At 46.0% G+C, this 18888-nt stretch carries 16 protein-coding genes and 1 pseudogene; 15 read left to right on the forward strand and 2 right to left on the reverse strand.

Going from position 1 to position 18888, the window contains the following annotated elements; translation table 11 throughout:
* Positions 1–72: 72 nt before the first annotated feature.
* The 4 genes from ACFVU8_RS27255 to corA all read left to right on the forward strand — a co-directional run bounded on the left by ACFVU8_RS27255 (position 73) and on the right by corA (position 4206).
* Positions 73–1167 (forward strand): DUF3048 domain-containing protein, encoded by a 1095-nt coding sequence (locus tag ACFVU8_RS27255; protein WP_387431523.1) that lies wholly within the window; start codon positions 73–75, stop codon positions 1165–1167.
* 317 nt (positions 1168–1484) lie between these two features.
* Positions 1485–2102, forward strand: coding sequence for a DUF47 domain-containing protein (locus tag ACFVU8_RS27260; RefSeq protein ID WP_066379897.1), 618 nt, complete (start codon positions 1485–1487; stop codon positions 2100–2102).
* A gap of 18 nt (positions 2103–2120) precedes the next feature.
* Entirely contained in the window at positions 2121–3110 is a 990-nt protein-coding gene (locus ACFVU8_RS27265) for an inorganic phosphate transporter (RefSeq protein ID WP_066379471.1), read from the forward strand.
* 136 nt (positions 3111–3246) lie between these two features.
* A complete protein-coding gene (gene corA / locus ACFVU8_RS27270; protein WP_175371674.1) occupies positions 3247–4206 on the forward strand; it encodes a magnesium/cobalt transporter CorA in 960 nt (319 codons plus the stop codon).
* Between the two features lie 330 nt (positions 4207–4536).
* Here corA and ACFVU8_RS27275 read toward each other — a convergent pair whose 3' ends face one another.
* Complete coding sequence (locus ACFVU8_RS27275; RefSeq protein WP_387431525.1) at positions 4537–5088, reverse strand: tyrosine protein kinase; 552 nt, start codon at positions 5086–5088, stop codon at positions 4537–4539.
* A gap of 362 nt (positions 5089–5450) precedes the next feature.
* Between ACFVU8_RS27275 and ACFVU8_RS27280 the strand changes: the two genes are divergently transcribed.
* From ACFVU8_RS27280 to ACFVU8_RS27305, 6 genes are all read left to right on the forward strand, one after another.
* A complete protein-coding gene (locus tag ACFVU8_RS27280) occupies positions 5451–5741 on the forward strand; it encodes a YerC/YecD family TrpR-related protein (RefSeq protein WP_066379478.1) in 291 nt (96 codons plus the stop codon).
* 21 nt (positions 5742–5762) lie between these two features.
* Positions 5763–6521 carry a sirohydrochlorin chelatase gene (locus tag ACFVU8_RS27285; RefSeq protein ID WP_387431796.1) on the forward strand — a complete coding sequence of 253 codons (759 nt, stop codon included), beginning with the start codon at positions 5763–5765 and terminating at the stop codon, positions 6519–6521.
* A 359-nt stretch (positions 6522–6880) separates the two neighbouring features.
* Entirely contained in the window at positions 6881–7771 is an 891-nt protein-coding gene (locus ACFVU8_RS27290; RefSeq protein WP_387431527.1) for a diacylglycerol kinase, read from the forward strand.
* Positions 7772–8468: 697 nt separating this feature from the next.
* Positions 8469–9926 (forward strand): 23S rRNA (uracil(1939)-C(5))-methyltransferase RlmD, encoded by a 1458-nt coding sequence (gene rlmD / locus ACFVU8_RS27295; protein ID WP_387431530.1) that lies wholly within the window; start codon positions 8469–8471, stop codon positions 9924–9926.
* Positions 9927–10229: 303 nt separating this feature from the next.
* On the forward strand, positions 10230–11057 hold the full coding sequence (locus tag ACFVU8_RS27300; protein ID WP_387431533.1) for a methyl-accepting chemotaxis protein: 828 nt from the start codon (positions 10230–10232) through the stop codon (positions 11055–11057).
* A 1299-nt stretch (positions 11058–12356) separates the two neighbouring features.
* The gene (locus ACFVU8_RS27305; protein WP_387431535.1) at positions 12357–13973 is read left to right on the forward strand and encodes a TQXA domain-containing protein; all 1617 of its coding nucleotides are present in this window, start codon (positions 12357–12359) and stop codon (positions 13971–13973) included.
* A gap of 255 nt (positions 13974–14228) precedes the next feature.
* On the opposite strand, the pseudogene ACFVU8_RS30005 reads toward ACFVU8_RS27305, so the two are convergent.
* Positions 14229–14516, reverse strand: a pseudogene (locus tag ACFVU8_RS30005) (LOG family protein); the annotation flags it as partial.
* A gap of 168 nt (positions 14517–14684) precedes the next feature.
* Between ACFVU8_RS30005 and ACFVU8_RS27315 the strand changes: the two are divergent.
* From ACFVU8_RS27315 to ACFVU8_RS27335, 5 genes are all read left to right on the forward strand, one after another.
* Positions 14685–14999 carry a MazG nucleotide pyrophosphohydrolase domain-containing protein gene (locus ACFVU8_RS27315; protein ID WP_379467496.1) on the forward strand — a complete coding sequence of 105 codons (315 nt, stop codon included), beginning with the start codon at positions 14685–14687 and terminating at the stop codon, positions 14997–14999.
* Between the two features lie 217 nt (positions 15000–15216).
* A complete protein-coding gene (locus tag ACFVU8_RS27320) occupies positions 15217–15516 on the forward strand; it encodes an LPXTG cell wall anchor domain-containing protein (protein WP_387431538.1) in 300 nt (99 codons plus the stop codon).
* 373 nt (positions 15517–15889) lie between these two features.
* Positions 15890–16462 carry a GNAT family N-acetyltransferase gene (locus ACFVU8_RS27325; RefSeq protein WP_387431541.1) on the forward strand — a complete coding sequence of 191 codons (573 nt, stop codon included), beginning with the start codon at positions 15890–15892 and terminating at the stop codon, positions 16460–16462.
* Positions 16463–16713: 251 nt separating this feature from the next.
* The gene (locus ACFVU8_RS27330; protein ID WP_387431544.1) at positions 16714–17688 is read left to right on the forward strand and encodes an alpha/beta hydrolase family protein; all 975 of its coding nucleotides are present in this window, start codon (positions 16714–16716) and stop codon (positions 17686–17688) included.
* Between the two features lie 175 nt (positions 17689–17863).
* The gene (locus tag ACFVU8_RS27335) at positions 17864–18853 is read left to right on the forward strand and encodes a tRNA dihydrouridine synthase (RefSeq protein ID WP_387431546.1); all 990 of its coding nucleotides are present in this window, start codon (positions 17864–17866) and stop codon (positions 18851–18853) included.
* The last annotated feature ends 35 nt before the right edge of the window (positions 18854–18888 follow it).

The following is an 18888-nucleotide window of genomic DNA, read 5'->3' on the forward strand; positions in this document are numbered from 1 at the left end:
GCGAAACCAAGACAAAATGGACAGGCTGTGATTAAATGGAAGAAACGCTTGAAAGAGAGGAACGACCACCTTATGATATTGAACCGTGCTTCTTCCCGTTTACTGTGCAGTTTTCTTCTTGCCGGGGGGCTGTTGTCCGCTTGTGGAACCGAATCTGCACTGAATCAGCCGGTAGCAACTACTGAGTCTATCCCCGAGCCGACGGTGTCCAGTGAGCCTTCGCCATCTCCGGTACCTGTCGGAGGGCCAATATCCGGTTTGACGGGACTGCAAGTCCCGGAGGAAACCGCGCTGCCGCGGCCCTTATCCATAATGATCAACAATGCACCAGCCGCCCGTCCACAATCGGGGGTAAGCGAGGCGGATATTCTGTATGAGGTGCTGGCTGAGGGTGGGATTACACGTTTGATCGGTGTGTTCCAGAGTCATACTGGTGTTGTGAAAATCGGCCCGATCCGCAGCATCCGGCCATATCTTATTGATATTGGCGAGAGCCACGGCGGTGTGACCGTGCATGCGGGAGGCAGTCCTGACGCTTATGCCATTCTGCAGAGACAGAAGAAGGAAGACCTCGACGAAATCGGAAGGGCCGGGGCCTATTTCTGGCGGGACAAGGATCGTAAAGCCCCACATAATCTGTACAGCAACACAGCAAAGCTTAGGGAAGGGTCGGAAAAGCTAGGATATGCGCAGGATACGCCAGTGCCCGGTTATCTTTTCAACAATCCTGATGCCCAGCCAACCGGAGGACAAGCCGCGTTCGAATTCAACGTGAATTTTCTATTGAAGAGCTATGATGTCGGGTATAAATATAATGTCGAGCGGGCGACTTACCAGAGATGGGTGAACGGCAAGCCGCATCTGGATCTGAATAATGACCACCCCGTGGAAGCTGCGAATGTTGTCGTAATGGGGAGTGACCATAAGGTGCTGGATGATGTCGGCAGGCTCCAGGTCGATGTGGAACTTGGAGGAGAGGCGCTGCTGTTCCAGCGCGGAGAAATCATTCAAGGCCGCTGGTCGCGTAAGCCTGGTGATATCATTCGTTTTGTGAAGGATGGTAAGGAGGCACTCATGTATCCAGGTGTCACGCATATCCTGATTGTGCCCAATGCACCGTCATTCAACAGTCACATTACTTATCCGGGGGCGGAGAAAACAACTTAGAGAATAAGTTCATTCGTACAGGCGAACAGTAAGGTATGCCCCCAGCCGCTTGGCAGAGAAGGCAAGCTACTTGAAAAAGCGCATAACATAGCCTTTTATCAATCCAGTATGTCCCATTATTTCCGTGAATGTAGAAATATTATTGCTATTCAACGAATTTGTTATCATACTGTAAAAAAGTTGTCGTTTTTTACTTCTATCCCTTCCACTGTTATGTTAAGATAACAGAGTTGTCATTCATTTTCATGCTTTTTCATTTGGATGACTTCGCGTTTAGACCGTTATTTTATGTAATTTATGTAAAGGGGTTTAAAATGATGAAGTTGAGAAAAAAGGACATATTCTTTGAAACGCTGGAAAACATGGCGGATACCATTGTCCAAGCTGCGGATTATTTTGCTCAAAATATTACTAATCTTCAGAATAACGTGGAGAGCTTTGCCGCAGAGATGAAGAAGTACGAATCGCAGTGTGATACTTACACGCACACCGTTATCAAAGAATTGAACAAAACGTTCATTACGCCTCTAGAACGCGACGACATTATGGACCTGATCACGAGCATGGACGATGTCATTGATGGTTTGGAAGCTTCAGCCTCACGTTTCTATATGTATAACTTGCTTGACGCGGATGAATATATTGTGCAATTTGCAGAAATTCTCCGTCAAAGCGCCTATGAAATTCAAAAAGCGGTTCACCTGCTGTCCCAGAAAAAGCTGCTGGCGATCCGTGAGTATACCATTCGCCTGAACGATCTCGAGAACCAGGGCGATGAAGTGTTGCGTACTTGCACAAAAGCCCTGTTCGAAAAAGTGAAGGACCCGATTGAGCTGATCAAGCGCAAAGAGCTGTACGAACGGCTGGAGACGACGACCGATAAATGCGAGGACGTCGCTAACAAGCTGGAATCGATCATCATGCGTAACTCATAATAAGGGGCCTTCAAATATATGGATACATCATTACTGGTGCTTGGCATCGTTGTATTTCTCGCGCTAGCGTTCGACTTTATCAACGGTTTCCACGATACGGCCAACGCAATTGCTACCTCTGTATCAACGCGGGCGCTCCCGCCGCGTACAGCGATCATTTTAGCAGCTACCATGAACTTTGTCGGCGCCCTGATGTTTACCGGTGTCGCTAAGAAGATTGGTGGAAGCATCACAGACCCTACCATGCTGGATAACGGGATTCAAGTCGTTATTGCAACGCTTGTCGCTGCGATCATTTGGAACCTGGTAACGTGGTGGTTCGGAATTCCTTCCTCCTCTTCACATGCGCTGATCGGTGCTTTGGCCGGTGCAGTATACGTGGGAGCTGGTTCCGATCACATTAAATGGAGCGGTTTTATTGAAATCGTGGAAGGTCTTATCTTCTCTCCACTGATTGCTTTTGTTATTGGTTATATTGTAATGATTATCCTCAAATGGATATTTGCCAAACGTAGTCCGCATACCGTCAACAAAGGCTTCCGGACGATGCAGATTATTACGGCGGCGCTGCAATCCTTCACCCATGGTACGAATGATGCGCAAAAGGCGATGGGGATTATTACTTTTGCCCTAGTGACCTCAGGTCATCTGGACTCCATGGAAGTGCCACTCTGGGTTAAAATCGCTGCAGCGACAGCGATGGCGCTCGGAACCTCTGTGGGCGGCTGGAAGATTATCAAGACGATGGGCTCGAAGATTTTCAAAATCGAACCGATCAACGGTTTCGCGGCCGATATTTCGGCGGCCTCCGTTATTTTCTCAGCCACACTGCTGCATCTGCCTGTAAGTACGACTCACGCCATTACTTCGGCTATTCTCGGGGTTGGATCGGCCAAGCGTTTCTCCGCTGTAAAATGGGGTGTAGCTGGACGGATCGTGGTTACGTGGTTCATCACCATTCCTATCAGCGCAGTGCTGGCGGGACTGATCTTCAAAATTTTCTTCTAAAATCATAAGCAAGTGTTCAGATAAGAGCCTGGTCGACATTGGTCGATTAGGCTCTTCTTTTTTGTAGTTGGGAGGAAGGCCGTCAATGCGGTACAATGAACAGAGAGGCTAAGGACAGAACGGAGGATTTCATCATATGATACGTACGATGGCGGTAACCCATCAGGGTGAGGTGCTGACAGGGCTGCTGCTGCAAGAGATCCAAATGGCGGATTACGCCTGGATCTGGGTTGATTTTGCAACACCTACAACAGAGGAGACTTCACTTCTGGATTCTTATTTTCACTTTCATCCGCTGGCGATTGAAGATTGCATGCATGTGCTGCAGCGTCCTAAGCTGGACTATTATGAGAATGCGCAGTTCTTCGTGTTGCATGCGCTAAATGAACGCACATTGGAAGCGGAAGAGATTGACCTGTTCCTCAGCAAAAGCTTTCTCGTCTCCTATCATCATCAGGAAAAGACGGAGATGAATGAAGCCTGGGAGCAGGTGAAGCAGGAAATTCATAGCCGCAAAGGCTGGTCAGGCGGACCGATGGCTGCAGCGTATACAGTGATGGACAAGCTGGTGGATAAATATTTTCCAAGTCTATATAGCATTGAGGACGAGCTGGCGGATTTGGAGAGTATGGGCAGTAAGGAGTCGGTGGAGGAGTTAATGAGCCAGGTGTTCGATGTCCGCGGGCGTCTATTGAAGCTTCGCCGGACTATTGTACCCATGCGTGACCTAATGTATCGGATACTCAATTCACAGCATGTGCAGAGTAATGGGGAGGAACGGATTTATTTTGGCGACATCTATGACCATCTGCTGAAGCTGACCGATATGATCGAGGTGGACCGTGAAATGACCGCTGATCTCCGGGATAGTTATATCTCGTTGAACTCCAACCGGATGAACTCTATTATGAAAACACTAACGGTCATCACCACCATCTTCATGCCGCTGACGCTGATCGCCGGGATCTATGGGATGAATTTCAAGATCATGCCCGAGCTGGAATGGAATTTCGGTTATTTCGCCGTCCTGCTGCTTATGGTAGTCCTCACTGTGGGGATGATCGCCTGGTTCAAGCGGAGTGGCTGGTTCAAATAGGCTGATGGAACAAATATATAAGGCAGCAGCGTAAATGTCCTGGGACATACGCTGCTGCCTTTTTTGGATAAAGTGTCGGAACTTGGCGAAACGAGTGGTATCCAATAGGCAAGGAGCTAAAGAGGCAGGGTTGAAGTAGAGATAGCGCAGAAAGCATAGAGGGCCAGAGACCATAGAGACCAGCTATCACAGAGACCGCAGAAACCATAGAAACCATAGAAACCATAGAAACCGTAGAGATACTGTAGAGATCGCAGCGACTGTAGAGATCCACGGTGGTTAATACTGCGCAGAGAGTTGCCTCCCCCAGTCAACGATCAGTTATATCTGTTATTTACGACGGCGTTTGCGGGAGGGAGAGGAAGTGGCACGTTTGCTGGTGGAACGTGAAGATTTTTTGCGGCTTCCGGAGGAAGGTGACTTTTTTCTACGACGTTTGGGTCTGTACAGAGCGGCATCCTCTTCAGCGGCTAGCGCTCCGGAGGACCCTTTTCCCTTGCCAAAAGTCCCCATGACCAGCTTCACCATTGGGGCCATCTGCTGAAAGCTCGACATCACCTTTTGGACCTTGCCCATCGAACTCACGATTCCTTCAATGCCACCCATCCGGTCGACAAAGCCTTTGATCTGCTCCATGTTGGCCAAATTCCCCAGATTCCCAAGTCCACCGAGAAGCCCCCCTGCTTTGGTAGTGACCGCCTCGGCTGCTGGGGCCAGTGCCGCATCTGCAACCTCTGTTACATCCAAACTGGGTAAGAACCCGGTGTCTCCCAGCTCTGGTGTATGCCCGTAGGGACTGATTCCAGGATAGGGTGATGTATTCAGCGGATCAGCCAGTGAACGGTGACTCCGGCGGGAATGATTATAGTAATGCTCAGGCATAATATCACATTCCTTCGTTATTGGTTTGCTATAATGTATGTCATGGGCGAACATAAGGTATAGACAGATGCCCGGATTACCGGGATAGGAGCGGAAAAGGGCGTATGCCCATATCAGGGGTGTGGAAATGAAAAAACCGTGTCTGCGCTTGATTTTCGGCGCTTTTGTAGTACTATAGGGAAGGCGGTTTAAGATCAGGGATGAAAAGGAGAGAGAGCCAGTTCTAAAAAAAACATGTACACCTGGGGTGGACAAATGTCCGTCGATTTCGTTCTTTACAGCGTGAAACCGTTAATGCTTGAAAAAAGCGCTCCAGTACAATATAGTTAGAGGCAGAAGTCACAATAGGGGATGATTAATTAATGCAGCTGAAGAAGCTAAACGATAAAAGTGTGGATCAATTATTCGAGGCTATTTTAACTTTAAAAAATATGGAAGAGTGCTACATATTCTTTGACGATCTATGCACGGTGAACGAGATTCAATCCCTGTCGCAGCGTCTTGAAGTAGCCCGCATGCTGGGCAAAGGCTCTACCTACAACCAGATTGAAGCAGAAACAGGAGCGAGCACAGCGACCATTTCGCGTGTCAAACGCTGCCTGAACTACGGCAATGATGGATATAAAATGACATTGGAACGTTTGGGACGCTAATTCGTGAGACCGGGCGTACTGATGATCAGTCACGGTTCACGCGATGATGCCTGGGTATCTATCGTGGATGAAGCCGTAAACGGCGTATCGCTGCGGGAAGACCTTCCCGTGGCGGTTTCTTTTTTGGAGCTGGTGGAAGGCCGTCTCATTCAGGACGGAATCAATGAACTGGAACAGGCAGGGGTCACGGATATCATGGTGGTACCCTTGTTTGTGTCGTCTGGAAGTACGCATATTGATGAGATAGCGTATGCGCTGGGAGCGAAGCCGGAGCCTGAACGAGAGACCGATCTGGAATGTTTCCAAGTGAGCGCCAAGGTTCACTTTGGCTATCCTGTAGATGATGACCCGGATATTGCCCTCATGATCTGGGACAAAATTCGCGAGCTCTCCAAGCAACCGGAGCAGGAGACGATCCTGCTGGTAGGCCATGGGAGTGTGCATGACGGTTTCCGGCAGCGCTGGGAGCGGGGCATTGCTTCCCTGGCTCAGCGTGTAGCTCAGGTAAGCGGCGTTGCGGCAGCGGATTATGCGCTGCTGAACCCGGACAGTGTGCGCAGCAAAGCCAAGTATTGGCAGCAACAAGGCCATGAGGTGCTGGTGGCACCACTTTTTTTGAGTGAGGGTTACTTTACGAAGCGCGTGATTCCACAGCGGCTTGAGGGCGTAGGTTATCGCTACTCTGGACGCACGCTGCTCCCACACCCCCTTTTTCCAAGATGGATTCAACGGCAGGTAGAGGATTGGTTAGCGTCTGTGCGGGACTGTTCAGGGGAATAATGGGGCTGAGAGCTCTTGGTGATATATGGAGAATTGCAGTCTGAGTGGTTCGCCGAACTGTGGTGAAAAGGCCGCTCGTTGCATACACATGTAAGAAAGATATACTGAGGCTAATAAAAGCTACAGCCTGTATACCCGCTTATTTCGCAGCTGTGCTGTGGCTTGCATTTATAATGGAACTTCAGTTTTTCGAAAAATGCGGTAAGTGTTTATGTATATAATAGGTTCTTCAGATGACTAGAGGTTTGTATTTGCCCAGAGGAAATTTATGTTCGACGGTCGACGACATTGATTGTAGGGCATTGAATTGGGTATAATCAGTTAGGTTATCTATTAAAAAAACAGGTGGCGTTCCGGTAATGAAAACTGCGAGATTGATTTATAATCCCACTTCTGGACGGGAAGAAATGAAAAAGCGACTCGCCGATATTCTGGACCGGCTGGATGTGGGCGGAATTGAAGCCTCCTGCCATGCAACGACAGGAGAAGGCGATGCAACAGCAGCTGCAGCTGACGCGGTTGAACGCGGCTATGATCTGATTATCGCAGCCGGTGGCGACGGCACGCTGAATGAAGTGATTAATGGTATGGCAGAGAAGCCTAATCTTCCTCCGCTTGGCGTACTGCCACTAGGAACGACTAACGATTTTGCACGGGCGATGGGTATCCCGAAGAATTGGGAAGAATCCGTGGATATGATTATCCGCCAGCAGTCGCGGCTGATCGATCTCGGTAAAGCCAATGATCGTTATTTCATCAATATCGCCGGCGGCGGAAGCCTGACCGAGCTGACATACGAAGTACCCAGCAGGCTGAAGACGATGATGGGCCAGCTTGCTTACTATTTAAAAGGCATTGAAAAGATGGCGAGTCTGTCTCCACAGGAGCTGATCATTCGCGCCAACGGCCAGAGCGTCATTCATGACGAGTTCATGCTCTTCCTGATCGCTAATACCAACTCTGTAGGCGGCTTTGAGAAGCTTGCTCCCGATGCCCGTATCGACGATGGTCTGTTCGACGTTATTGCCGTGAAGAAATGCAATCTCGCCGAGTTCATCCGCTTGGTCAGCCTCACCATTCGTGGCGAGCACTTGCAAGATAGACGGGTCGTTTACTTCCGCACCGATGCCATGGAAGTCACCTCACCGGGGCATGTTCAGCTCAATCTGGACGGCGAGTTAGGCGGCAGCCTGCCGGGACACTTCCGCATCCTGCCGCAGCATCTGCGGATTTTTGCGCAAAATAACTGAGGTAGCTAAGTGGAGTGGGCGCGGGCTATAGAGGGAATTAACTTTCTGTATCACTTAGCTCTAACTCGAAGCTCAAAACTCGAAGTTGAAAGCTCAAAGCACAAAGCATTTATCTCGTTGTTTCCATAAACTTCATTAATGCCCACTCTTGCGCAGCCTGAGGGTTGTTAATAAGCTACGTGCATGTTGGTGGAATGAGCGTATGTTTATGGACTAAATGTGCGTTGGCAAACTGAATGTTGCTGATGGAATACGCGTATGCTGTCTAAATGAATGTATGCTAATGGATTACTGTATAGTGTCTAAACGATAGTACGCTAATGGTCTAATGTTTGATCGAACAAAACTAATATCTGATATCTGCGTGCTCCATCGTCTAGATTAGGTGAATAACGGGATTTATTCCCGTTAAAACCCTGCAAACTACTGTTTTCTGAGAAATAACTGGAATAACTCCAGTTATTTCTGTACACATACCCGATTTCACAAGTTATACTCAATAATAACTGGAGCTTTTCCTGTTGTTATCTTCTCATATAAAGTTTAACGGAGCATTAACTGGAGGAATTCCAGTTAAAATTAATTTTACATGGCAGTGTCTGACCTCATCATAGGGGCCAATGCTCTAATCCATTTGTTATAACAGATATTTAGTGTCATTAATAATGAAGAACATGAAAGAAGTGAATGTGAACTAATGAGTAGACACCGCAGCGGCCGCAATACAAGCCGCCGGGACGGCACGGCCCAAGTGGCCGGACTGCCTGTGAACAAGAATGACGAGGTTATGCTCGATATCATCGGCATGACCCATGAAGGTGAAGGGGTAGGCCGCGTAGAGGGCTTTACCCTTTTTGTGCAGGGCGCTTTGCCCGGGGAGAAAATTCGGGCAAAGGTGCTCAAAACCAAGAAGCAGTATGGCTATGCCAAGCTGCTGAAGATTGAACAAGCGAGCGGCGATCGCATCGCCCCGCCTTGCGAGATCTATGACATGTGCGGCGGCTGCCAGCTGCAGCACATGGATTACGCCGCCCAGTTGGCCTGGAAGCGCCAACTGGTGGTGGACAACCTGGAGCGGATCGGAAAGCTCCAGGTGGCTGGGGGGCGGAGCGAAGACGCTCAGACTAGCGGCATTATCGTTCGTCCTACTTTGGGGATGGCCGAGCCTTGGCGCTACCGTAACAAGGCCCAGGTGCCGATTGGGGACGCTGAGGGCGGCCTAGTTGGTGGCTTTTACGCGCGTGGTAGCCACCGGATTATCGACATGGAGACTTGTCTGATTCAGCATGATGAGAATGACAATGTTGTCCGTCAAGTTAAAGAAATCGGCCGGCGACTAGGGATTACAGCCTATGATGAAGAGACTGGCAAAGGTCTGCTTCGGCATGTGGTCGTAAGAGTAGCCTTCGTCACCGGTGAAATGATGGTTGTTCTGGTCACTAACGGTGATCGCATTCCTCGTAAGGACGAGTGGATCGCAGAAATTCGCCGCGAATTGCCAGCTGTTACGAGCATCTGCCAGAACGTAAACACCAGGCAGACTAATGTGATTTTTGGAGACGTAACCCGCACCCTGTGGGGCAGTGACGTCATTTACGATTATATCGGGGACGTGAAATTTGCAATCTCGGCACGCTCTTTTTACCAGGTTAACCCGGCGCAGACAGAGGTTCTATACGGCAAAACCGTAGAATACGCCGGACTGACCGGTAACGAGACTGTCATCGACGCCTACTGCGGCATCGGCACTATCTCCTTGTTCCTGGCTCAGCACGCCAAGCAGGTCTACGGTGTAGAGATTGTTCCTGAAGCTATCGAGGATGCGCGGGCTAATGCTCGCCTGAATGATATGAACAATGTAGTGTTCGAGGTAGGTGCGTCCGAAGATGTAATCCCGAACTGGAAAGAACAGGGCATCACGCCAGACGTCATCGTCGTCGACCCGCCGCGTAAAGGCTGCGACGCTCGGCTATTGGAGACCATCCTTGCGATGAAGCCAGAGAAAGTGGTTTATGTTTCGTGTAACCCTTCCACTTTGGCACGGGATTTGCGTGTGCTAGAGGATGGCGGGTATAGAACGGTGGAAGTGCAGCCGGTGGATATGTTCCCGCATACGGTGCATGTGGAGTGCGTAGTGTCACTCATAAGAGAATAGCATTCAAGAGCCGCATTTACCTGCTTAAAAGCCCAAACGTTGCATGCGTTCGGGCTTTTATATTTGGATGAGAAGTGGAACAAAGCAGATTCTATCTAGGTTCAAAATAGATTTGTTTACAAATGCGGTTACAGTGTTGTTGCATAAAGGCGCAAAATATGTATTCTTTTTAACCATTGTTAACTTTTAAGACGCATATCATTTACTTTTTAAATTAATCAGACCAAGTCAGTGGGAGTATTCATTAAATAAAATAACGTGTCGATAACTATCTTATACATTTAAATAATGGGAGATGAAAAGATGAGTATTATTGACGCCTTAGTCCTAGCAGCACCCTATTTCAAAAAGATTCATACACAAGATATTATGATTGGAATCACGGATAGGGAAGTCTTCCATTATTACACTCCAAGTAAATTGATTGACTTCGGATTAGTTAAGGGTAGCCCCATTCCTGCAGAAGATCCAACGCTTTCGGATGGGCTGAAAGGAAAGGTAAGCTTGAACCGTATTCCAGCAGATATTTATGGATTTCCCGTGGTTTCTACATGTGTACCTATATATGAAACGGGTAACAGTCAAGAAGTGGTTGGGGTATTTGCGATTGCATATACTCTGGAGAATGAGAAGAAGCTAGAGGTATTTACAGATGAGATTAACAGTATAAGTGGCCATCTAATGGATATGGTTCAGAGCGTAGCTGCGCAATCTGAGGAATTATCGGCCACCTCACAGGAAATATTGGACAATACACGTAAAGCTGTAGCGGAGTCGCATGAAGTGAATAAGGTTACAGGCTTCATTCGTGAGATTTCCGAGCAGACTAACTTGCTTGGACTGAATGCCGCAATCGAAGCTGCACGTGTGGGAGAGCAGGGTGCAGGCTTTGGAGTAGTTGCTAAGGAAGTGCGTAAACTTTCCGTCAACACCAAAGAAGCAACCCATAATATTGAAAAATCGCTAAACGACGTTCAAAAGTCGATTAAACAGATGGAGCATGAAATTGAAGCGATCTCCACTTCTTCGAACACACAAGCAGAATTGGTTACTGAATTCAGCGGAGTCATTGAGCGTCTGAATAAAGCCAGCAATGAGATGACTGCTTTTATGCAATCCATCATTCAATAGAACATACCGATTCCTATTCCAGTCTGCAAGCGAATGACAATTCAACTCAAGCCACGTAAGGTACGTGGTTTCTCTAAATGAACATCTTGCAGGAATGATTCACTTGAAGAAGACAAGCCCTTTGGGCCTTATCTCAGTTGGTAGCACACCATGTAGCATTCATAGCCAGAAAAATTATCATGGGGAATCAGTTCAACAATTGAATAAGGGCTATAGTTTAGCGGGAAAGCAGGTCGCTGGCAGCGAACAGCGGAGGTTCAATCCTGTCGATCTCCATCATACTTTAAATCAGAAACGGCAGAGGTGCCGTTTTTTTTTTCGTACGTTTAAGTAGAAAATAGAAGGATGGCACAATGATGAGTGAGACGATGCTCGCTTGTATACTTTGCCTTATGAGTGTTGAAACTCCTTCGAGATGAACGATTGTTCCAAGCGAAGTAGCAAGGAACAAAGCAAGCACGAAAATCCCCGAACCTGAAAAGAGAGTTATCCACCATTTTAATTGACTATTCAACTGTCCTACTTGCGTGTTATCGTGCTGCATACAGTACCCCTTTCAAACTTGAATAATATGCTTTATAAGCTCTCCCCTACGAGTGAGGGTCAAGGAATTATTCAAGGAAAACGGTTCATAAAGTCAATATTAATCACTCCGCACATGTGGAGTCGGTAGCGTTGTTGATACGGAAGTAGTTGTGAACATCTTTTATAGTTCTCCCATGGTTCATAAGTTCACCTAAAGCCTAAATAGTCGTCTCACCAGCCGAGCGAAACTCAGGTATCCACTCCTGTTTTCCTCGGCTTCTTTTGTCGTTGGAGCGGGTCGTATGACCCATCAATGCCTTGATAATTCAAGCTTTTCTCCGATTTCCACTCCAAGGCGCTTCCTCTAACTCCATTCATTTCCCTTGTTATTCCCCTGCTTTTTCAACTCGACTTTATTTGCTCGTGTTGAAACAGGGGAGTGGGGTGAGAGGCGTTCAAGCCAAGTGGGAGAGGGCTTTGCGGCAATTTGATGGGAGGGGGGCGTAAGAAGACTATTTGGAAATTGCACAGTAATAATTTAAAGCCACACTTATCTGCAGAACCCAAGCTTTATCGGCTTGGGTTCTTAATCTTTGTATCATTGGAAGTATTAAGGCGGAGAATTGAACTAAGTGTTGGAGCAGCTATGCTACTAAAGAATCATATCCGATAAAAGCATTTAAAAAACGACATCGATACCCGATATAATTAAAAACGGAACACTTTCGAAGAGTGTTCTGTTTTTACTATGATCATAAAAGGGAGTGACCTCAAATGAATAAAATAAAAGTGAAGCTAGCCATATTTCTGATTATTCTGCTAGGTTCGACCTCATTTCAATCTATCCAAGCAGCTCCTACAGTTGTTGAGAAGTTTGAGGTCGTAGATCATTGGTTTCCTAATGTGCGAATGTACCCTATCATTGTTTTAGCAGAATATAATAACGGAGTTTATGAACGAAGGCCGAACAGAGCAGGTCTGCCTGATGGTATTTTAGCTTATTGCTTTGACAGGTCGAGACAATATCCACTTATGAAGTATCTTGCTGGTTATCGTGAAGGTGAAGAGTTCTTTTCACCACTTAAAGAAATTAACAACTACACCATTAAAGGAAAGGTGATTAATGGGGATATGTTAAGAGCGATCCTGCTCAATGGTTTTCCAATGAAGAGTGTTGCAGATTTACAAGCGGCCACTGGTATTACAGGTCTAGATGAAGACATGGCACTTTGGGCTACCCAATATGCCATTTGGCATTACACTAATGGCGCGAGTTTGAATGACTGGCGTGGGCAGCATTATCCGCCAACACCAGCGGGAGAGGATCTATTTAATTACTACATCAGTTTAGCGCCTATAGGGCCAACGTATACAGAAGCGGATGTGGATGTATTTGATCAGCAATTATCATTTGATGCGAATGATAACCTTGTTGTATCAGTATCCTATAAAGCAACAGAAAAGAACGATGATGGAACTGTCATTTTACCATCAGTCCAGCTTGATAGTGCTACGGAGGCTAGATATCCAAATGCGACTGTCGTTGAATCAACATACACCAATCCAAGTCTTAACAGTAAGACGATCACGATTACAATCGCTGATGGCGATTATGATGATACGGCTTCAAATGTAGATATTGGACTCCAATTTATGATGCGTCAATCTGTCAACGATGTGTTCATCACTTCGTCAGTGAGATATATCAATGATATTCAAGATTTTGGTGCGGTTGCAGCCAATGTATTGGATGTGCAGAGAAATGTTCTATTGAACTTTAAACTTCCCGTGTCGCCAACACCAGCACCAACAGCAACAGCAACAGCAACGCCAGCACCAACAGCAACAGCAACAGCAACACCAACACCAACACCAACAGCAACACCAACAGCAACGCCAGCACCAACAGCAACACCAACAGCAACGCCAGCACCAACAGCAACACCAACAGCAACGCCAGCACCAACAGCAATAGCAACACCAACGCCAACAGAAGAACCAGAACGGGTAGAAGAGCCAACGGCAACGCCGACGCTGACTCCAACAGAAGAACCAGGACGGGTAGAAGAGCCAACGGCAACGCCGATGCTGACTCCAACAGAAGAACCAGGACGGGTAGAAGAGCCAACGGCAACGCCGACGCTGACTCCAACAGTAGAATCAGAATGGGTAGAAGAGCCAACGGCAACGGCAACGCCGACTCCAACAGAAGAACCAGGACGGGTAGAAGAACCAACACCAACGCCACTTGAACCGACAAACGTAAATGAAAAAATAACCGTCCTTCCTAAAACGGGCGAGGAAAGTAAAACTTTATTTTATATTATAGGAGCGGTATTTATTGTTGCCGGTTTGTGGCTATTTAGAAGAGATAGCATGGGTAGAGGTTGAGTAAATGATGTGCTTTGAAAAAAAGGCCGAAAGCTACTCGAAAGAGGGCTGACCATCTAGAGACACTCATTCTGCTGATTTGCCCTACTCTACGTGTCGGAACAGATTATTACGGGGATGGCTTCTCTCAAGGATCATCGCGACCTTGCTCGTCTGCTGGCGAATAACAAAAGCAAGGCGATGGTGCTACACAGCTCGGAAAATGCGCTTGATTGAACGCATCGAGATCGAATTGGGTGGTGGAATTATTATCCACTATAATTTCGGAAATCCGTTGTCTACGGGGGCGTAATTCTCCCCTGTATTCACGTCAATATTAAGCACTCCACACATGTGGAATGTACAGTAAGACTTGAAAGAAAAGACACAGTCAATTAGACTGTGTCTTAGTTTTTCGCTAGAGGGTTGCTGGCTCCATGTAAATATTTCGAAAAACTCTTCTAATGTACCGGAACCACCTGGAAGCGCAATAAAGCCATCTGCTAACTCCATCATCTTGCTTTTTCGCTCGTGACTGGACTCAACAGTAATTAATTTTGTTAAGTTTTTTTTGTGATATTTCTCATTCCTCAAGTAGCCATGCTATAGAAGATCCATTACTAGATCCACAAAAAAATAGCTATTTTATTCATTAAAATAACCCCATTCCGAAGAATATTATATACTTATAATTGTTGTTGAATTCTGCTTAATTCGTAGGGGGCACATAAATTGGACGTAAATGCATTTCAAGAATGGGTGAAGGATTATTATGAAGCACGAGGTTGGTCAGAACTCGATATTTTCATTCGCATAGGCTTTTTAGCGGAGGAAACGGGAGAAGTAGCACGTGCTATTAGAGCTTTAGAAATTGGTCGAGATCGTCCAGATGAAATCGTCGGGACATACGCTGAAAATAAGCAGGAGTTAATAGAAGAACTTGGTGATGTACTAGGGAATGTTATAGTCATTGCTAACAAGTACGACATTAGCATTGAGGATATATTTAAATCTCATCAAGAGAAGTTATTAAAACGTTATAAGTAGAAGTTCACAGTATTACAGAATTGTAGATTTACATATGAATTGGAATTACCCCGTCACCTTCCGTTATTTTAACGGTTAGCAAGCGGGGTTTTTTAAGGTGTTTTCGATAGACAGGCACAAATCCTTCTTCTATGCAAAACTATATCGCTTACAGCAATCTGGAGATGTTCTAAAATAGCACTAGGGTTGTTTGGGAGGGTACGGGAAAATAACATATGTGAGATATATCGATGATATTCAAGATTTTGGTGCGATTGCAGTCAATGTATTGGATGTGCAAAGAAATGTGCTATTGAACTTTAAACTTCCCGTCCCGACAACGCCAGCACCAACAGAAGAACCAGGACGGGTAGAAGAGCCAACACCAACGCCATTTGAAACGACAAACGTAAATGAAAAAATAACCGTCCTTCCTAAAACGGGCGAGGAAAGTAAATCTTTATTTTATATTATAGGAGCGGTATTTATTGTCGCCGGTTTGTGGCTATTTAGAAGAGATAGCATAGGTAGAGGTTGAGTAAATGATGTGCTTTGAAAAATGGCCGAAAGCTACTCGAACCGTTGTCAGTCAAGGCGAAGCCAATGAACGTATTAATTAGCGAAGTCAGGAGCTTTGCAGAGTTACAGATTGATGATGAGGAAGCTTCGGGAATCCGTTGTTTGTGGGGGCGTAATTCGCCCCCTTTATTTACGTCAATATTAAGCACTCCACACATGTGGAGACTGTAATATTGATGGTTCGAAAATGAAGATGTGACAGTGGTACTCAAAAGCTGCTATTTAGCTGCCGGGCAGATTGGTTTATTAATCTATATAGTGTTATTATTTTCATAAATGTGGTAATTTAATTTCTGATATTGATATCATCAATGGGAAAAGGGAGGAGTAACATGAATTCAGAGTTCGCATTCATTGATTTCCCTCAGTTAAAAACAGAACGGTTCATACTACGGAGGGCAGAAGAAAAAGATCGTTATGATATTTTCGAACTTTATTCAAAAGAAGCCGTTGCGGAATATATGCCATTCATACCATTTACTTCGGTCGAGAATGCGATAAATGAAATGAATTGGTATCAGAAAATTTTCAAGGAACAATCCGGCTTACGATGGATGATTGAAGATAGTGAGTCCAAAAAAGTGATTGGAACATGTGGATTTCTAAACTATGAGAAGATGCACAATCGTATTGAAATTGGTTATGACCTAAATCCTGATTTTTGGGGAAAGGGTATTATGACAGAGGTAGTGAAATGTATCATGCATTTTGGTTTTTTGACTATGAATGTCAATAAAATTGAAGCGAAAGTGGAGGCAGAGAATGAAGCGTCGATCCGATTGATGCATAAGCTCGGCTTCCATAAAGAGGGTGTCTTAAGGCAACATGAGTTCGAAAAGGGCAAATATGTTGATCTTGCTGTCTTCTCTAGATTGAAAAGCGAATATGAACCTTCAGATCAATAAAACGGCTTAAGTTGCCTCTTCAATTTTTCCAACATTGAGCATTTTGCGCATGTGGAGTGTACAGTAAGATTTGAGATATATGAATTGGAATTACCCCGTCGCCTTCCGTTATTTTAACGGTTAGCAAGCGGGGTTTTTAGGTTGTTTTCGATAGACAGGCACAAATCTTTCTTCTATGCAAAACTATATCGCTTACAGCAATCTGGAGATGTTCTAAAATAGTACTAGGATTGTTGGGAGGGTGTGGGGGAATGACATATTATGGTCATTGGAGAAATAGAGCATTTTTTTTGATTCTAGTTATAATTATATTGATTACAGCCACGTTATCCAGCTGTCAAGCGACTGATCCACCGGATAGCGATATAGAGATCATCTCTAAAGAACGAATAGAAGTACCTGGTCAAAATCCGAATATTGATATATACAAGGTATTTTATAAAAGTGATAATATCAAGGTCCTAGCATATCTGACAGTTCCCAAGGCTACCGGAAAATATCCACTGATTGTTCATCTTCATGGGGGATACGCTCTTGAACGTAAGGAACTTTCTCATTATGATTTTGGATTTACGTTCGGTTTTAGTTATATGAGTGACGAAGTGGTTTACTTGTACCCGATCTATCGTGGATATTTGGAGAGCGATGGCCATGTGCAAGGTATTGCGGAGAATACACGGGATGCAGAGAATGGAATTAAAGTGGCAATGTCCACCGGAAGCGTAAAACCGGATTCGGTATACCTGCTTGGTGCATCGATGGGTGGCGGTGTGGCTTTAAGATTAGCTTCTGAGCGGCAGGATGTAAAAGCTGTTGTTGGTGTGAGTCCTTTTGTGGGCTGGGATGTCAATTTACGCTGGCTATATGAACACCCGGACGCAAATTCACCTGAAATTGTAGAGGAAAATAGAAAGACTGGAGAATATGTGAGATTTGGCTTGATTAATGCCAATCCTGAATCAAAAGGGGATTATTCGATACTGGATCGAATTCCCGATATTAAGGCCCCGGTACTTCTACTGCAAGGGACTGCCGATGAGAGTCTGATTTGGCAAACCGTTCAAGATTTTGCAGGTGATTTGGAAAAGGCAGGTAAAACCGTGAAGCTTGTTCTGTACCCGGATGGTCGGCATGGGTTAGCGGACAAGTATCAAGACCAGAGGAACCAAGAAGTGACGCAATGGCTTCATACGTACGGCATGCCCAAATCATTTGCCCTACAGTAGGAAAACGGGTAAGAATCAAAACCAAGACGGGAGAGGCCTAAGGTTCCCATCAAGAGAATGGAATCGAATGTATCAACAGTAGCTTGTACACGCATTAGATTCAATTGTAAGATAAGATTAAATAATATTATTGCGGGATAAAGATTTATCCTGGTATTTATAGAGAGGGTTTAAGATGATGAATAATTTTTGGCGTGAATTACCACGACCTTTTTTTATACTGGCGCCGATGGAAGATGTGACGGATGTTGTGTTTCGTCATGTTGTTAGTGAAGCAGCCAGACCGGATGTGTTTTTTACGGAGTTTGCGAATACAGAGAGCTATTGTCACCCGGAGGGGAACCATGCTGTGCGCGGGCGTTTGACGTTTACAGAGGATGAACAGCCCATCGTAGCTCATATCTGGGGGGACAAGCCGGAATTCTTCCGGCAAATGAGCATTGGGATGGCGAAAGAAGGATTCAAAGGCATTGATATTAACATGGGGTGTCCTGTAGCGAATGTAGCAGAGAACGGGAAGGGAAGCGGCCTGATCTGCCGTCCCGAGCTTGCAGCGGAGATTATCCAAGCGGCCAAAGCCGGGGGACTGCCCGTCAGCGTAAAAACAAGGCTCGGGTTCAGTGAAGTAGATGAATGGCGCGGCTGGTTAACCCATATTTTGAAGCAGGATATTGTGAATCTGTCCATTCATCTGCGCACAAGAGAGGAAATGAGCAAAGTAGATGCTCACTGGGAACTGATTCCGGAGATTAAGAAGCTTCGTGATGAGGTGGCACCAGATACACTATTGACCATTAACGGGGATATCCCTGACTGTGAGACCGGCCTCAAGCTCGCTGAAGAGTACGGTGTGGATGGGATTATGATCGGGCGTGGTATTTTTCAAAATCCGTTTGCTTTTGAGAAGGAGCCGAAGGAGCACAGTAGTGAGGAATTGCTGGATCTGCTACGGCTGCATCTGGATCTCCATGATCAGTATTCAGGCCTTGTGTCCCGTTCGTTCAGACCTCTTCAACGCTTCTTCAAAATCTATGTCCGCGGATTCCGCGGGGCAAGTGAATTAAGAAATACCTTGATGAACACCAAGTCAACGAATGAAGTGCGTGCGCTGCTGAATGAATTTGCAAGCAAGGCACAGGATGAGGCAGAGGAACAAGGAGAATAAGCTGCCCAGATGGTAGTGATTCGTGTGAAAATAGA

Origin of the sequence: Paenibacillus sp. NPDC058177 (genome assembly GCF_042883835.1) — a bacterium.
Taxonomy (GTDB): domain Bacteria; phylum Bacillota; class Bacilli; order Paenibacillales; family Paenibacillaceae; genus Paenibacillus_AQ; species Paenibacillus_AQ agri.

What these genes read in the sequence shown, in the direction of transcription:
- ACFVU8_RS27260 (WP_066379897.1), top strand. Translation starts at nt 1,485, where the DNA reads ATGAAGTTGAGAAAAAAGGACATATTCTTTGAAACGCTGGAAAACATG.
- ACFVU8_RS27280 (WP_066379478.1), top strand. Translation starts at nt 5,451, where the DNA reads ATGCAGCTGAAGAAGCTAAACGATAAAAGTGTGGATCAATTATTCGAG.
- ACFVU8_RS27305 (WP_387431535.1), top strand. Translation starts at nt 12,357, where the DNA reads ATGAATAAAATAAAAGTGAAGCTAGCCATATTTCTGATTATTCTGCTA.
- rlmD (WP_387431530.1), top strand. Translation starts at nt 8,469, where the DNA reads ATGAGTAGACACCGCAGCGGCCGCAATACAAGCCGCCGGGACGGCACG.
- ACFVU8_RS27325 (WP_387431541.1), top strand. Translation starts at nt 15,890, where the DNA reads ATGAATTCAGAGTTCGCATTCATTGATTTCCCTCAGTTAAAAACAGAA.
- corA (WP_175371674.1), top strand. Translation starts at nt 3,247, where the DNA reads ATGATACGTACGATGGCGGTAACCCATCAGGGTGAGGTGCTGACAGGG.
- ACFVU8_RS27255 (WP_387431523.1), top strand. Translation starts at nt 73, where the DNA reads ATGATATTGAACCGTGCTTCTTCCCGTTTACTGTGCAGTTTTCTTCTT.
- ACFVU8_RS27285 (WP_387431796.1), top strand. Translation starts at nt 5,763, where the DNA reads ATGATCAGTCACGGTTCACGCGATGATGCCTGGGTATCTATCGTGGAT.
- ACFVU8_RS27300 (WP_387431533.1), top strand. Translation starts at nt 10,230, where the DNA reads ATGAGTATTATTGACGCCTTAGTCCTAGCAGCACCCTATTTCAAAAAG.
- ACFVU8_RS27275 (WP_387431525.1), bottom strand. Translation starts at nt 5,088, where the DNA reads ATGCCTGAGCATTACTATAATCATTCCCGCCGGAGTCACCGTTCACTG.
- ACFVU8_RS27290 (WP_387431527.1), top strand. Translation starts at nt 6,881, where the DNA reads ATGAAAACTGCGAGATTGATTTATAATCCCACTTCTGGACGGGAAGAA.
- ACFVU8_RS27265 (WP_066379471.1), top strand. Translation starts at nt 2,121, where the DNA reads ATGGATACATCATTACTGGTGCTTGGCATCGTTGTATTTCTCGCGCTA.
- ACFVU8_RS27330 (WP_387431544.1), top strand. Translation starts at nt 16,714, where the DNA reads ATGACATATTATGGTCATTGGAGAAATAGAGCATTTTTTTTGATTCTA.
- ACFVU8_RS27335 (WP_387431546.1), top strand. Translation starts at nt 17,864, where the DNA reads ATGATGAATAATTTTTGGCGTGAATTACCACGACCTTTTTTTATACTG.